Origin of the sequence: Paraburkholderia sp. BR14312 (assembly GCF_040948675.1) — a bacterium.
GTDB lineage: Bacteria > Pseudomonadota > Gammaproteobacteria > Burkholderiales > Burkholderiaceae > Paraburkholderia > Paraburkholderia nodosa_A.
Map to the genome: position 1 here is coordinate 192,274 of NZ_JBFPKI010000010.1, position 15,807 is coordinate 208,080.

At 63.7% G+C, this 15,807-nt stretch carries 13 protein-coding genes; all 13 read left to right on the forward strand.

Annotated elements, in window-relative coordinates; genetic code table 11:
• Positions 1–61: 61 nt before the first annotated feature.
• The 13 genes from AB3X98_RS27105 (at position 62) to AB3X98_RS27165 (ending at position 15,775) form a co-directional block, all read left to right on the forward strand.
• Positions 62–946 (forward strand): branched-chain amino acid ABC transporter permease, encoded by an 885-nt coding sequence (locus AB3X98_RS27105; protein WP_368603729.1) that lies wholly within the window; start codon positions 62–64, stop codon positions 944–946.
• Positions 946–1,917 carry a branched-chain amino acid ABC transporter permease gene (locus AB3X98_RS27110; protein ID WP_069264465.1) on the forward strand — a complete coding sequence of 324 codons (972 nt, stop codon included), beginning with the start codon at positions 946–948 and terminating at the stop codon, positions 1,915–1,917. The genes AB3X98_RS27105 and AB3X98_RS27110 overlap by 1 nt, the downstream gene beginning before the upstream one ends.
• Positions 1,918–2,607: 690 nt before the next feature.
• On the forward strand, positions 2,608–3,774 hold the full coding sequence (locus AB3X98_RS27115; RefSeq protein WP_368603728.1) for an ABC transporter substrate-binding protein: 1,167 nt from the start codon (positions 2,608–2,610) through the stop codon (positions 3,772–3,774).
• 282 nt (positions 3,775–4,056) lie between these two features.
• Positions 4,057–5,226, forward strand: a complete 1,170-nt coding sequence (locus AB3X98_RS27120; protein WP_069264460.1) for an ABC transporter substrate-binding protein — start codon at positions 4,057–4,059, stop codon at positions 5,224–5,226.
• Positions 5,227–5,459: 233 nt separating this feature from the next.
• A complete protein-coding gene (locus tag AB3X98_RS27125; protein ID WP_069264458.1) occupies positions 5,460–6,515 on the forward strand; it encodes a branched-chain amino acid ABC transporter permease in 1,056 nt (351 codons plus the stop codon).
• 4 nt (positions 6,516–6,519) lie between these two features.
• The gene (locus tag AB3X98_RS27130) at positions 6,520–8,307 is read left to right on the forward strand and encodes an ATP-binding cassette domain-containing protein (RefSeq protein ID WP_368603727.1); all 1,788 of its coding nucleotides are present in this window, start codon (positions 6,520–6,522) and stop codon (positions 8,305–8,307) included.
• Complete coding sequence (locus AB3X98_RS27135) at positions 8,304–9,053, forward strand: ABC transporter ATP-binding protein (RefSeq protein WP_368603726.1); 750 nt, start codon at positions 8,304–8,306, stop codon at positions 9,051–9,053. Before AB3X98_RS27130 ends, AB3X98_RS27135 begins: the two co-directional genes overlap by 4 nt.
• Positions 9,054–9,246: 193 nt before the next feature.
• On the forward strand, positions 9,247–11,214 hold the full coding sequence (gene mnmG / locus AB3X98_RS27140) for a tRNA uridine-5-carboxymethylaminomethyl(34) synthesis enzyme MnmG (protein ID WP_368603725.1): 1,968 nt from the start codon (positions 9,247–9,249) through the stop codon (positions 11,212–11,214).
• A complete protein-coding gene (gene rsmG / locus AB3X98_RS27145) occupies positions 11,211–11,909 on the forward strand; it encodes a 16S rRNA (guanine(527)-N(7))-methyltransferase RsmG (protein ID WP_368603724.1) in 699 nt (232 codons plus the stop codon). Before mnmG ends, rsmG begins: the two co-directional genes overlap by 4 nt.
• A gap of 97 nt (positions 11,910–12,006) precedes the next feature.
• Positions 12,007–12,777 carry a ParA family protein gene (locus AB3X98_RS27150; protein ID WP_069264452.1) on the forward strand — a complete coding sequence of 257 codons (771 nt, stop codon included), beginning with the start codon at positions 12,007–12,009 and terminating at the stop codon, positions 12,775–12,777.
• A gap of 18 nt (positions 12,778–12,795) precedes the next feature.
• Entirely contained in the window at positions 12,796–13,683 is an 888-nt protein-coding gene (locus tag AB3X98_RS27155; protein WP_368603723.1) for a ParB/RepB/Spo0J family partition protein, read from the forward strand.
• An 85-nt stretch (positions 13,684–13,768) separates the two neighbouring features.
• A complete protein-coding gene (locus AB3X98_RS27160; RefSeq protein WP_368603810.1) occupies positions 13,769–14,884 on the forward strand; it encodes an SLC13 family permease in 1,116 nt (371 codons plus the stop codon).
• A gap of 297 nt (positions 14,885–15,181) precedes the next feature.
• Entirely contained in the window at positions 15,182–15,775 is a 594-nt protein-coding gene (locus AB3X98_RS27165; RefSeq protein WP_083245236.1) for an ATP synthase subunit I, read from the forward strand.
• Positions 15,776–15,807 lie beyond the last annotated feature (32 nt).

Sequence of the window (15,807 nt, forward strand, 5' to 3'; positions counted from 1 at the left end):
AGGTGGGTGCGCCGGGCGCGGCATGATTGCGTAATCCGTTAATGCATTCATGGCGGCTCTCATGACGATTTTTGGCATTCCGCTTCCGGCAATGCTGAGCCAGTTGCTGCTCGGGCTCGTGAACGGCTCGTTCTACGCGATCCTGAGTCTCGGTCTCGCGGTGATCTTCGGCATGCTCAACGTGATCAACTTCGCCCACGGCGCGTTGTTCATGCTGGGCGCGATGCTCACATGGATGGGGCTCGCGTACTTCGATCTGCCGTACTGGGCGATGCTCGTCGTCGCTCCACTCGTGGTCGGCCTGTTCGGCGTCGTGATCGAGCGCTCCATGCTGCGCTGGCTTTATAAGCTCGATCATCTGTACGGACTCCTGCTCACTTTCGGCCTCACGCTCGTGGTGGAGGGCGTGTTCCGCTCGATCTACGGCTCGTCGGGGCAGCCCTATGATGTGCCCGGCCTGCTCGCCGGCGCGACCAATCTCGGCTTCATGTATTTGCCCAACTACCGCGCCTGGGTGGTGGTGGCTTCGCTTGCCGTGTGTTTCGCGACCTGGTTCGTGATCGAAAAAACACGCCTTGGCGCGTATCTGCGCGCGGGCACGGAGAACCCCAAGCTCGTCGAGGCGTTCGGCATCAACGTGCCGCTCATGATCACGCTCACCTACGGCTTCGGCGTCGCACTCGCGGCGTTTGCGGGCGTGCTCGCCGCGCCCGTGATCCAGGTCTCGCCGCTCATGGGCCAGCCGATGATCATCACTGTATTCGCAGTAGTCGTGATCGGCGGCATGGGCTCGATCATGGGCTCGATCCTCACCGGCCTCATGCTCGGCGTGATCGAAGGCTTCACACGGGTCTTCTGGCCCGAGGCCTCCGCGACCGTGGTGTTCGTAATCATGGCGATCGTGCTGCTGATTCGCCCCGCTGGTCTCTTCGGCAAGGAACGATGATGCAAAGAAAAGCGCTCTATGGTTTGTTGCTGATCGGGCTGATCGTCGCGCCGTTCGCCGGCGCCTATCCGCTCTTCGTGATGAAGGTGCTCTGCTTCGCCCTGTTCGCCGCGGCGTTCAACCTGCTGATCGGCTACACGGGCCTGCTTTCGTTCGGCCATGCGATGTTTCTCGCGAGCGCGGGCTACACGGCAGGCTATGCGATCCAGTCGCTCAACTTCACGCCCGAGGTGGGCGTGCTCGCGGGCACGGCGGTGGCCACCGTCCTCGGGCTCGTGGTAGGCATTTTCGCGATTCGCCGGCAGGGCATCTACTTCTCCATGGTCACGCTCGCGCTCGCGCAAATGGTCTACTTCGTGTTCCTGCAGGCGCCGTTCACGCACGGCGAAGACGGTCTGCAAGGCGTGCCGCGCGGCAAGCTGTTCGGCGTGCTTTCGCTCGGTTCCGATCTCTCGCTCTACTACGTCGTGCTCGTCGTGATGGTGCTCGCGTTCGGTCTGATCGTGCGCATCGTGCATTCGCCGTTCGGGCAGGTACTCGTGGCGATCAAGGAGAACGAGCCGCGCGCCGTCTCGCTCGGCTACGACACCGACCGCTTCAAGCTGCTCGCGTTCGTGTTGTCGGCGGGGCTCGCGGGTCTGGCCGGCGCGCTCAAGGTGCTCGTACTCGGCTTCGAGACGCTCGGCGACGCGTACTGGACCATGTCCGGCCTCGTGATCCTCATGACGCTCGTGGGCGGCATGGGCACGCTGTTCGGGCCGCTGCTCGGCGCGACGCTGATCGTCGCGCTGGAGGACCGGCTGGGCGACATCGGCACGGCGCTCGCGAGAGGGACGGGCGTGGAGTGGTTCCGCTCACTCGGTGAGTCCACAACGATCGTCACGGGCATCATCTTCATTGCCTGCGTGCTGGCGTTCCGGCGCGGCATAGTCGGCGAGGTCGTGGCGCGCGTGCGGCCCTTGCGCGCTTGACGAACTGGCGTGCCAGGACTGCTCTGCACTGCGATAGAATGATCGCCGGTCGGCGCGAGCTGGCATAGCCCGCGCAAGGACGTCGCGCTGCGGCATCCCGCAGCGCCCCGTTGTGCGACAAACCTGTGGCGCCACGCCCCATTTCGGTGCCGCACTGCACCACTAGGGTAAATGCTAGTTGCTGCAGCGGGGGGTGAAGTTTAAAGTTGCGCTTAGTTCTGATGCACCGAATTTGCAGGTGGAGAACGAGGAGACAACTGAGGCACCAAGTGCCCGGACAAGGAAGCGCTGTTGGATGAGAGTCCAACAGCGCTTTTTATATTTCTACGCCTGTTTTCAACGGCGAGCCGATTATCTTTTTTCCGTTGCGAGGCATGCGACTTACGCATCTTCGTACGCACCGATTATCCCTTCCCGTATTACGCAAACCAGCCGCGCGGCAGTACTTTGCCCACTGCACAAGCGTTTGCGCATTACGCAAAAGGCGCGCGCAATCCTGCTCACTGTAAGCAGATGGAAAGCGCTTGCCATCCGAATACGCAGACCGCTACACTCGCCAATCACCGACCATGCGGTCAGCATTTTTGCGTTGATTTCCCGCAGACGATTATCGGTTGGACTATGAGGTGATCGGCCGCGGTGCGCCACAAATCCGTAGCAATAAAGAAAACGAATATAGAAGGAGTGGAGATGCAGTTGGTTTTGCGTTGGATGGGGGCGGCTTGCGTCGCGACCGGGGTGCTCGCGGCGACGGCCGGCGGGGCGTATGCAGATGTGAAGATCGGAGTGACGCTGTCGGCGACGGGGCCGGCTGCCTCGCTCGGGATTCCGGAAAAGAACACGGTTGCGCTGCTGCCGAAGGAAATCGCGGGCCAGAAAGTCGATTACATCGTGCTCGACGACGCCACCGATTCCACCCAGGCGGTGAAGAACGCTCGCAAGCTCACGAGCGAAGATCGCGTCGACGCCTTGATCGGCTCGACTGTCGTGCCGAACTCGCTCGCCATGATCGACGTGGCCGCGGAAACGTCCACGCCGATGATCTCGATGGCCGCAGCGGCCTCCATCGTCGAACCGATGGAGGCCAAGCGCTCGTGGGTCTTCAAGACGCCGCAGAACGACGCGCTGATGGCCGGCGCCATCGCGCAGCACATGGCCGCGCACGGCGTGAAGACGGTGGCCTTCATCGGCTTCGCAGACGCCTATGGCGAGAGCTGGTACAAGGAATTCAGCGCGGCCGCTTCGAAACAGAACATCAAGGTCGTCGCGAGCGAACGCTTCGCGCGTAACGATGCCTCGGTCACGGGCCAGGTGCTCAAGATGATCTCGCAGCACCCCGACGCGGTGCTCATCGCGGGTGCGGGCACGCCGGCCGCGCTGCCGCAGAAAACGCTCAAGGAGCGCGGCTACGCGGGCAAGTACTACCAGACCCACGGCGTGGCCAACAACGACTTCCTGCGCGTGTGCGGCAAGGACTGCGACGGCACATACCTACCGGCAGGGCCGCTGCTCGTCGCCGATCAATTGCCTGACTCGAATCCCGTGAAGCAATCGGCGCTTGCGTACAAGGCCGCGTATGAAAAGGCCTATGGCGCAGGCTCGATTTCGACGTTCGGCGGTCACGCGTGGGACGCGGGCCTCCTGCTCCAGCACGCGATTCCGGTCGCGCTGAAAGCGGGTCAGCCGGGCTCGAAGGCCTTCCGCGAAGCGCTGCGCGCCGCGCTTGAAAACTCGCACGACGTGGCAGGCGCGCACGGCATCTTCACCATGAGCACGACGGACCACGCGGGTCTCGACCAGCGTGCCCGCGTGATGGTGGAGATCGTCGGCGGCAAGTGGAAACTCGCCGGCGATTGAGCGCCGGTTGAATGACGCACGAAACACGAAAAAGGCACGCTCGATCGAGGTGCCTTTTTTGTTCCCGTGACAACGGCTTTGCAGCAGTAGGGGAGCAGGCGACAAAGCGGAGAGCGCACCCTGGCGCGCGGCGGCTTGTGCGGCGCCGCAGGCAGGGAAAACCATGCATTACACGCGCGATCCCGATTACTACACTCAAAGGCCGGCGCCGATTCACGAACATCCTAGTAATCGGCGCAGGATCAATCGACAACACGCAGACCAAGCGTTTGGAGACGCGCAATGAAAACGAAGAAGTGGGTATTGAGCTCGATTAGTGCCGGACTCGCAGCGGCGCTGATGGGCACGGCGGGCATCGCCGCCGCGCAGGTGAAGATTGGCGTGACGCTTTCGGCAACGGGGCCGGCCGCGTCGCTCGGCATTCCCGAGAAGAACACCATCGCGTTGCTGCCCAAGGAGATCGCGGGCAAGAGCGTGCAGTACATCGTGCTCGACGACGCCTCGGACACGAGCAAGGCCGTGCAGAACACGCACAAGCTGATCGACGAAGACCACGTGGACGCCATCATCGGCTCGTCGGTCACGCCGAACTCGCTCGCCATGCTCGACGTCGTCGCGCAGGGCAAGACGCCGATGATTTCGCTCGCCGCATCCGCCGCGATCGTCGAGCCGATCGACGCGAAGCGTCAGTGGGCCTTCAAGACGCCGCAGAACGACAGCCTGATGGCCGACGCGCTCGCGAGCTACATGGAGAAGCAGGGCGTAAAGACGGTGGGTTTCATCGGCTTCACCGACGCCTACGGCGACAGCTGGCTCAAGGAGTTCACCAGCGCGGCCGGCAAGCACAACCTCAAGATCGTGGCGAACGAGCGCTATAACCGCACCGACTCGTCGGTGACGGGCCAGGCGCTCAAGCTGATGTCGGCGAACCCCGATGCGATCCTGATCGCCGGTTCCGGCACGCCCGCGGCGCTGCCCGCGACCACGCTCAAGGATCGCGGCTACAAGGGCAAGATCTATCAGACGCACGGCGTGGCGAATAACGACTTCCTGCGCGTCTGCGGCAAGGATTGCGAAGGCGAGCTGCTGCCCGCCGGCCCGATTCTCGTGGCCGACCAGTTGCCCGATTCGAACCCCGTGAAGAAGTCGGCACTGGCCTACAAGACGGCCTATGAGAAGGCCTATGGCGTTGGCACGGTGGCGACCTTCGGCGGTCATGCATGGGACGCCGGCCAGTTGCTTCAGCGCGCGATTCCGGTCGCGCTGAAGGCGGGCCAGCCGGGCACCGAGGCGTTCCGCGTGGCGCTGCGCGCCGCGCTCGAAAACTCGCAGGACGCGGCGGGCGCGCACGGCATCTTCAACATGAGCTCGACGGATCATGCGGGCCTCGACCAGCGCGCACGCGTGATCGTCGAGATCGTCAACAACAAGTGGAAGCTGCAGAGCGAATAACGTGCGGCGCACGGGAAAGCGCAGTGCGTTTTCCCGTGGAACACGCGCGCGTTACAGCGTCATTCTGGCCACTGAGAATCACGTACGAGCATGACCGGTGCGCAGCTCCGTTGCTGCGCACCGGCTTTTCACAGCCGAAGGCCGAACCGCGCCTTCGGCGGTTCTTTCCCGCATTGCCGTTTTTCGACGCCGCTGTTTTTCCAGGTTCCAGAAGGTTTCAGGAAGAGGGGAGTATGGATTTATCGATCGCCGCGATCCTCGCGCAGGATGGCATCACCACCGGTGCGATCTATGCGCTGCTAGCGCTCGCCCTGGTGCTGGTGTTTTCCGTGACGCGGGTGATCTTCATTCCGCAGGGCGAATTCGTTTCATATGGCGCGCTCACGCTCGCCGCGCTGCAATCGCAGAAGTTTCCGGCCACCTGCTGGCTGCTCGTCGCGCTCGGTGCGGCGTGCTTCCTGGTCGAGACCGCCGGGCTCGTGCGTCACGCCGAACGGCGGCGCCACGCGGCGCGCACGCTCGTGACGCTTGCCGGCAAGTATCTGCTCTTTCCCATCGCGCTCTATGCGGTCACGCGCGGCGTAGCGAGCCAGCAGTTGCCGATGCTCGTACAGATCGCGCTCACGCTTGCGATCGTGGTGCCGATGGGGCCGTTCATCTATCGCCTCGCCTATGAGCCCATCGCCGAGGCGACCACGCTGCTGCTGCTGATCGTAGCGGTGGCCGTGCACTTCGCGATGGTGGGCCTCGGGCTCGTGATGTTCGGCGCGGAAGGCTCGCGCACGAACGCGTTCTCCGACGCCACGTTCAACATCGGCAGCCTGTCGATCTCGGGCCAAAGCCTCTGGGTGATCGGCACGGCCGCCGTGTTGATCGTCGCGCTGTATCTCTATTTCGATCGCACGATCTCGGGCAAGGCGCTGCGCGCGACCTCGGTGAACCGGCTCGGCGCGCGGCTCGTCGGCATCGGCACCACGCAGGCCGGGCGGCTCGCGTTCACGCTCGCCGCGGGCCTCGGTGCGCTGTGCGGCATTCTCGTCTCGCCGCTCACCACCATCTACTACGACTCGGGCTTTCTGATCGGCCTCAAGGGCTTCGTCGGCGCCATTATCGGCGGCCTGGTGAGCTATCCGCTGGCTGCGGCAGGGTCCGTGCTCGTGGGCCTGCTGGAGTCGTACTCGTCGTTCTGGGCGAGCTCTTACAAGGAAGTGATCGTGTTCACGCTGATCATCCCGGTGCTGCTGTGGCGCTCGCTCTCGACGCCGCACGCCGAAGAGGAAGAGGAGTGACGCGATGAAACGATTCGTCATGCACAACCGCTTCTTCTGGCTGTTCCTCGTGGTGATGTTCGCGTTGCCGGTGCTGCCGCATCCGGTGCACGTGCCCGAGTACTGGATCACGCTGCTCAACTACATCGGCCTGTATTCGATCGTCGCGATCGGGCTCGTGCTGCTCACCGGCATCGGCGGGATGACGAGCTTCGGGCAGGCGGCGTTCGTCGGGCTCGGGGCTTACGCGACTGCTTATCTGACTACGCAGTACGGCGTTTCGCCCTGGTTGGCACTCATCGTCGGCGTGGTGATCACGGCGCTCGTGGCGCTCGTTCTGGGGCTCGTCACGATGCGTCTGTCGGGCCACTTCCTGCCGCTCGGCACGATCGCCTGGGGCCTCGCGCTGTTCTTCCTGTTCGGCAACCTCGACATGCTCGGCAAGTACGACGGCATCAACGGCATTCCCGTGCTGAACGTGCTGGGCATCGACCTCGAATCGGGCCGTCATATCTACTACCTGATCTGGGTCGTGGTGCTTGCGTCCGTGGTGTCCGTTCAGAATCTGCTTAATAGCCGCATGGGGCGCGCGATTCGCGCGCTGCGCGGCGGCGGCATGATGGCCGAGGCCATGGGCGTGAACACCGGCTGGATGCGTGTGGTGATCTTCGTCTATGCGGCCGTGCTCGCAGCCGTTTCGGGCTTCCTGTACGCGCACTTGCAGCGCGCGGTGAACCCGACGCCGTTCGGTCTGAATCACGGCATCGAATATCTCTTCATGGCCGTGGTGGGCGGCGTGGCGCACGTCTGGGGCGCAGTGCTGGGCGCGGCGATTCTCACCGTGCTGCAGGACTGGCTGCAAACCCTGCTGCCGAAGCTGCTCGGCGAGAACGGCAACTTCGAGATCATCGTGTTCGGCATTCTGATGGTGCTGCTGCTGCAATACGCGCGGCGCGGCGTCTGGCCGTTCGTGGCGCGCTTCTTCCCGCGTGGTCCCCAGGCACATGTGCCCGAGCATGCCGAGGCTTTGCCGCAGCGCAGCAAGCCGGCCACCGGCGAAATGCTGCTGACGGTGAACAAGGCGCGCAAGCAGTTCGGCGGTCTCGTGGCGGTGAACGACGTGAGCTTCGAAGTGAAGGCGGGGCAGATCATCGGCCTGATCGGTCCCAACGGTGCGGGCAAGTCGACGACCTTCAATCTCGTGACCGGCGTGCTTCAGCCGACCAGCGGTGAGATCACGTTCCGCGGCGAGCGCATCGACCGCCTCACTTCACGTGAAATCGTCGCGCGCGGTATTGGCCGCACGTTCCAGCACGTCAAGCTGCTGCCGACGATGACGGTGCTCGAGAACGTCGCCATCGGCGCGCACCTGCGTGGTCGCGCGGGCGTGTTGCGCAGTGTGGCCAAGCTCAATGCCACGGAAGAAGGGAGGCTCATGAGCGAGGCCGCAAAGCAGATCCGTCGCGTGGGCCTCGAACAGCATATGTATGACGAAGCGGGCAGCCTCGCGCTCGGTCAGCAGCGCATCCTCGAGATTGCCCGCGCGCTGTGCTGCGATCCGACCTTGCTGCTGCTCGACGAGCCTGCGGCTGGCCTGCGTTACAAGGAAAAGCAACAGTTGGCGGCATTGCTGCGCAAGCTGAGAGAAGAGGGGATGAGCGTGCTGCTGGTCGAACACGACATGGATTTCGTGATGAATCTCACCGACCGCCTCGTGGTGATGGAGTTCGGCACGCGTATCGCGGAAGGTTTGCCGCAAGAGGTGCAGAAGGATCCGGCCGTTCTGGAAGCGTATCTGGGCGGGGTGGAATGATGACGGCACCCGTACTGGAAGTTTCCGGACTCGCCGTTCGCTACGGCAAGATCGAGGCGCTGCACAAGGCGGCGATCAGGGTGGGCGCGGGGCAGATCGTCTCCGTGATCGGTCCCAACGGCGCGGGCAAGTCCACGCTGCTCAACGCCATCATGGGCGCGCTGCCCGTGACGGGACATGCGAGCGGCCGCATAGCTTATATGGGCGAGGAGATCGGCGCGCTGCCGATCGAGCGGCGCGTGGCGCGTGGCATGTGTCTCGTGCCGGAGAAGCGCGAACTGTTTGCCTCGATGACGGTGGAGGACAACCTCGTGCTCGGCGCGTATCGCCGCAAGCGCGCCGGTGAGCGTAATTTCCTCGACCAGCTCGAACCCGTTTTCACGCTGTTTCCGCGCTTGAAAGAACGCCGCGCACAGGCGGCAGGTACGCTCTCGGGCGGCGAGCGCCAGATGCTCGCAGTCGGCCGCGCATTGATGGGCAAGCCCGATCTGCTGATGCTCGACGAGCCGAGCCTCGGTCTCGCACCGCTGATCGTGAAGGAAATCTTCCACATCATCAGCGCGCTGCGGCAAACGGGCGTCGCGACGCTGCTCATCGAGCAGAACGCGCGCGCTGCACTGCAGATTTCCGACTACGGCTACGTGCTGGAAACTGGCGACCTGGCGCTAGAAGGACCGGCGGGGGAGTTGGCGCAGAACCCGCGCGTGATCGAAACGTATCTCGGGTTGGCGAAGAAACCGGTCTGACTTCGTCTATCGCTGTAGAAATGAGCGGCGTGTTTCACGTGAAACACGCCGCTTTTTTTTGTTCAACGCCGGCGCGTCTGGGGAACAAAATTCGGGTGTGAACGGCCGAAAACCCGAAACCGTTATAATTCGCGCATACCACTTTTTCCGAGAAGGCTCACGCGGTCGTTTCGTCCTTGCGTGAGGTCCCGCCATGCTTTATCCCACAGAGTTTGACGTAATCGTCGTCGGCGGCGGTCACGCCGGAACCGAGGCTGCGCTTGCCGCCGCCCGCATGGGCGTCAAGACGCTCCTGCTCACGCACAACATCGAAACGCTTGGCCAGATGAGCTGCAATCCGTCGATTGGCGGCATCGGCAAGGGCCATCTGGTCAAGGAAGTCGATGCACTCGGCGGCGCCATGGCCGCTGCGACGGACGAGGGCGGGATCCAGTTCCGCATTCTCAATTCGTCCAAGGGCCCGGCGGTTCGGGCGACGCGCGCGCAGGCCGACCGCATTCTTTATAAGGCGGCGATCCGGCGACGTCTCGAGAATCAGCCGAATCTGTGGCTGTTCCAGCAGGCCGTGGAAGACCTGATGGTCGAAGGCGATCGCGTCGTAGGCGCCGTCACGCAGGTGGGCATCCGCTTCCGCAGCCGTGCAGTCGTGCTGACGGCGGGGACTTTTCTCGACGGCAAGATCCACGTGGGCCTGAACAACTACACGGGCGGCCGCGCTGGCGATCCCGCTGCCGTGACGCTCTCGTCGCGCCTGAAGGAGCTGAAGCTGCCGCAGGGCCGTCTCAAGACGGGCACGCCGCCGCGTATCGACGGCCGCACGATCGACTTTTCGGTGCTCGAAGAGCAGCCCGGTGACCTCGATCCGGTGCCAGTGTTCTCGTTTCTCGGCCGCGCGGAGCAGCATCCGCGCCAGATTCCGTGCTGGGTCACGCATACGAATGAGCGCACCCACGACATCATTCGCGGCGGTCTCGACCGCTCGCCGATGTACACGGGCGTGATCGAAGGGGTAGGGCCGCGCTATTGCCCGTCCATCGAGGACAAGATTCATCGCTTCGCGTCCAAGGAATCGCACCAGATCTTCCTCGAACCGGAAGGCCTGACGACGAACGAGTTCTACCCGAACGGCATCTCCACGAGCCTCCCGTTCGATGTGCAGCTCGAGCTCGTGCACTCGATGCGCGGCCTCGAGCACGCGCACATCCTGCGTCCGGGCTACGCGATCGAATACGACTATTTCGACCCGCGCGGCCTCAAGGCTTCGCTCGAAACCAAGGTGATCAACGGCCTGTTTTTTGCGGGCCAGATCAACGGCACGACGGGCTATGAAGAAGCGGCAGCACAAGGCTTGCTCGCCGGCATGAACGCAGGCCTCCAGGTGCAGGGCAAGGACGCATGGTGCCCGCGCCGCGATCAGGCGTACCTTGGCGTGCTGGTCGACGATCTGGTGACGCGTGGCGTTTCCGAGCCGTATCGCATGTTCACGAGCCGAGCCGAATACCGCTTGAGCCTACGTGAAGACAATGCGGATATGCGCCTGACGGAGATTGGCCGCGAACTGGGTGTAATTGACGACGTCCGTTGGGACGCCTTCTCCCGTAAGCGCGATGCTGTTTCACGTGAAACAGAGCGTCTGAAGTCGACGTGGGTGAACCCCAAGACGCTTTCGGCGGAAGAAGCAACGGCATTGCTCGGCAAGTCGATTGACCGCGAATACAACCTCGCGGACCTGCTGCGCCGCCCGGGCGTGACCTATGACGGCGTGTGCGGTCTGCGCGAAGGCGCTTGTGCGCCGGAAACCCCGCTCGCCGAGGATGAAGTTTTGCTAGCCCAGATCAAGGAACAGATCGAAATCGGCATCAAATATCAGGGCTATATCGATCGTCAAGCCGACGAGATCGAACGCAACGGCGCGCAGGAAAATACCCGTCTGCCTGAAGGCATCGATTACGCGGAAGTGCGTGGCCTGTCGTTCGAGGCGCGCCAGAAGCTGAGCCAGTTCCGCCCTGAAACGATCGGCCAGGCGTCGCGCATTTCGGGCATTACGCCCGCCGCGATTTCGTTGCTGATGGTTCACCTCAAGCGTGGCCTTGGCCGCCGTCGCCAGAATCCGGGTGCTGCAGACGAAAGCGGCCCCGACTCGACGCCGGTGGCGCAATGACGGGGCGCTCGAGGCAACCCGGCATTGCGGACCGCGACGCGCTCGCTCGTCTGCTGAAAGAGGGCGCTCAGGCGCTTGGCGTCGAACTCACCGAGCGGCAGCACGAGCAGTTGCTCGACTACGTTGCGCTGCTCGCCAAGTGGAACGCCGTGTACAACCTCACGGCGATTCGCGATCCGCGCCAGATGCTGATCCAGCACATTCTCGATTCGCTCTCGATCGTGCCGCACCTGCCGGCGCGCGCCGACGCAACGGTGCTCGATGTCGGCTCCGGCGGCGGACTGCCCGGCATCGTGCTCGCGATCGTGCGTCCGGACTGCCAGGTCACGCTCAACGATATCGTGCAGAAGAAGTCGGCGTTCCAGTCGCAGGCGAAGGCTGAACTCGGACTCGCGAACCTCTCGGTGGTGACCGGCCGGGTCGAATCGCTGCGTCCCGGCATCGAAGTATCGAAAAAATTCGATTTGATCGTGTCTCGGGCATTCGCGGATCTCGCCGATTTCGTTACACTGGCCCGTCATCTCGTTGCCGAGGGTGGCGCGATCTGGGCCATGAAGGGTGTGCACCCCGAAGACGAGATCGAGCGTCTGCCGGCCGGCACCCGGGCGCTGAATACGATCCGCCTGAGCGTGCCGATGCTCGATGCGGAGCGCCACTTGATCGAAGTGTCGGTTGAGTCGGTCGCCGCGGCCTGAGCCGATCCGGCGATGGCCAATCGGCCGAAAGGTGCGCGAAGCAGTTGCGTCATAACGTAAGCAAACTACTTAAGGCAGTAAAAGGGACACACAAAAGATGGCAAAAATCTTCTGCGTTGCGAACCAGAAGGGCGGCGTCGGCAAGACGACGACAACGGTCAATCTCGCCGCGAGCCTCGCATCGCAGGGACAACGTGTCCTTCTCATCGACCTTGACCCGCAGGGCAACGCCACGATGGGCAGCGGCATCGACAAGGCCGCGTGCGAGAACACGGTCTACGAGGTGCTCGTCGACGGAGTCACGGTGAACGCCGCGCGCACGCGACCGGAACAGGTCGGCTACGACGTCCTGCCGGCCAACCGCGAGCTGGCCGGCGCCGAGGTCGAACTCGTGACGGTCGAGCAGCGCGAGCGGCGCCTGAAGGCCGCGCTCGCCGAAGTCGACGCCGATTACGACTTCGTCCTCATCGATTGCCCGCCGGCGCTTTCGCTGCTCACGCTCAACGGCCTGTGCGCCGCCCATGGCGTGGTGATCCCGATGCAGTGCGAATACTTCGCGCTCGAAGGTCTTTCGGATCTCATCAATACGATCAAGCAGGTCCATGCGAACATGAATCGCGACCTGAAGGTGATCGGCCTTCTGCGCGTGATGTTCGATCCGCGCATTACGTTGCAGCAGCAGGTTTCCGAGCAGTTGAAAGAGCACTTCGGCGACAAGGTCTTCGACGCCGTGATCCCGCGCAACGTCCGCCTCGCTGAAGCTCCGAGCTACGGCTTGCCGGGCGTGGTGTTCGATCGCGCCTCGCGCGGCGCACAGGCCTATGTGCAGTTCGGCGCGGAAATGATCGAGCGCGTGCGCGCACTCTGACGAGACTGGGGAAGCACGATGAATGCAGTAGCACGGAAGAAGGGGCTGGGCCGGGGGCTGGAAGCATTGCTCGGCGGCAGCGCGGACATCACCGAGGCGGTGAAGATCGACGGCGCGCCTAACACGCTGCCGCTCACGCAGATGCAGGCCGGCAAGTATCAGCCGCGCACGCGCATGGACGAGGGCGCGCTCCAGGAGCTGGCCGCGAGCATTCGCGCGCAGGGTCTGATGCAGCCGATTCTCGTGCGCCCGGTTGCGACGGGGCGCTACGAAATCATCGCGGGCGAGCGACGCTTCCGTGCTGCGCACATCGCTGGCCTCACCGAAGTGCCGGTGCTCGTGAAGGATGTGCCCGACCAGGCCGCCGCCGCGATGGCGCTGATCGAGAACATCCAGCGCGAGGACCTGAATCCGCTGGAAGAGGCGCAGGGCATCCAGCGCCTGCTCGACGAGTTCAGCTTCACGCACGAGCAGGCGGCCGAGTCGGTGGGACGCTCGCGCAGCGCGGTGTCGAATCTGCTGCGTTTGCTCAATCTCGCGGCGCCCGTGCAGACCATGCTGCTGGCCGGCGACCTCGACATGGGCCACGCCCGTGCGCTGCTCGCCGTGGACGCGGCCACGCAGATCACGCTGGCGAACCAGGTGGTCAACAAGCGGATGTCGGTGCGTGAAACGGAGAAGCTCGTTTCGGTCACCACGAAGGCCGCACCGGCAGTCAAGGCGAAGGCCGCGCACGATGGCGGGCGCGACACGCGCCGCCTCGAAGAGGAATTGTCGGACCTGCTCGCCGCATCGGTGAAGATCAAGCTCGGCCGACGCGGACGAGGGCAGCTCACGGTCGACTTCGGCGACCTCGACGCGCTCGACGGCATCCTGCTGCGCCTGCGCGGCGAGACGGCCGCGTAATGGGCGCGTTGCACGTCGCCACGGCAAACGCGCGCGCCGGCGCATAAATCCGGTGCGCGAATCGGAGCAGGGCGCGCGTGAGCCCTTGAGCCTGTTGCGCCGCATCGGCGCATTCGCCGTTTCGGAGCCGGTGCTCGCGATCCTCATCGTGGCGTTCGTGGCGTTGCAGATTTACGCACCTCGTCCCATCGCCTCGCTGCCGGCACTTGTCGACTGGCAAACGGTGATGACCCTCGCGGGTCTGCTCATTCTGACGAAGGGTATCGAATATTCAGGACTGCTCACCTGGCTCGCGCACAAGCTCGTCCACTACATTCACTCGGAGCGCGGGCTCGCGTTGCTGCTCGTCGCGCTGGCCGCGGTGCTGGCGATGATCGTGACCAACGATGTGGCGCTTTTCGTCGTGGTGCCGCTCGTGCTGTCGCTGCACAAGCTCACGCCGCTGCCGCTCAAGCGCCTCGTGATCGTCATCGCGCTTGCCGTGAACGCGGGGTCGGTGCTCACGCCGCTCGGCAACCCGCAGAACCTGTTTCTCTGGCAGGTGAGCGGGGTATCGTTCGGACGCTTCGTCGTGGGGCTCGCACCGCTTTGCGCGTTGCTCATGGCGATGCTCATCCTGCTCACAGCGTTTCTTTTCAAGACCATACCGCTCGATCTCTCGAGAGACGCCGCGCCGCAGCGCGTCGACCGGCCGCTTGCGAGCGTGGCGGCTGTGCTCTTCGTCGCATTCGTGCTGCTCGCCGATGCGCACCACGCAGGCGTTGCACTTGCCGCCGTCGCCGCGGGCTTTGTGATCTGGCGAATTCGCATCGTGCTCAAGATCGACTGGCTGCTGCTGCTGATCTTCGTGCTGATGTTCATCGTCCTGCGCAGCGTGGCCGCGCTGCCCGCCATCCATCACGCGCTGACGTCACTGTCGCTGCAAACGCCGATGCGCGCTTTTGCCGCAGGGGCGGTGCTGTCGCAAGTGATTAGCAATGTTCCGGCCGCCATTGTGCTCGCGGGTTTCACGCACGACTGGCGCGCGCTCGCGTTCGGCGTGAGCGTGGGGGGCTTCGGGGTGGCCATCGGCTCGCTGGCGAACCTCATCGCCGTGCGTCTGTCCGGCCAGCGCGGCGTGTGGTTGCTGTTTCACCTGGTCGCTGTGCCGTTCTGGATCGCGGCCTTTTTGGGCGGCGCGCTGCTGCTGCATCTGTTCTGACGGCACCCCGTCCCACATCCTGGCGCATAGCCCGGATTGCGCGCCAGATGGGCTCGAAATTACCTGGTCATCCTGATGATTGCGCTTTGCCTGCTGCATCCCTTACAGTTACCGGTCACACCCTCGCGGCGCGGAGTTTTCCGCATCATGAAGTCGCATTTCACGGGTGTTATTGAAGGGCCTAAAGTCTTGAATTGCCTGCAACTATCGCTTACAATCGCCCGGATTTATTTGGTTGGCGATGCCGTAAGTACGCTGTAATAAAACGCGTGCAAGGCGAATTTCCGGAATAAAGCGATGGTGGGTCAGAGGCCAGACGAAGCGCCGCAGGCGCATGAAGGGCCCGATGTACCGCCGGGCGCAGCCGGAGCATCCAGCCGGGGGCAGGATGCAGCGGCAAGAACTTCCGGACGCGTTGTTTCCAAAGCGGATCACAACGCGCGCTGGGATGAACTGGACGCCAGCCAGCAAGATAACAACGACATCGTTCCGCTCACCCGGGCCGAAGCCGAGCAAATTTTCGGCGCACAGGTGAGTCGCCCATCGCGCGTCACGCCGTTTCGTGTCGTCGCGGCGCAAGTGGTTTTGTCCCTGGTTGCAACGTTGGCGTGGTGGCTGTTTTATAAGCCGCCGGGCAGTGCTGCGTTGTCGGCCTTCCTGGGCGGAGCGATCTGCTGGTTACCCGGTGCGCTGTTCGCGGCGCGCCTGAAGCAGTTGAGCAGGGCGGGCACCGTATTTAACTGGATGCTCGGTGAAGCCTTCAAGATGGGGGCGACGATTGCGATGTTCGTCGCCATCGCGTTCTGGTATCACGACGTGCTGTGGATTCCGCTGCTCGTCACGTACCTGATCGCACTAAAGACATACTGGATCGCGCTCGCGTGGCGCTGACCCGCCAACATCGCGCCGCCTCAAGTCAGGGC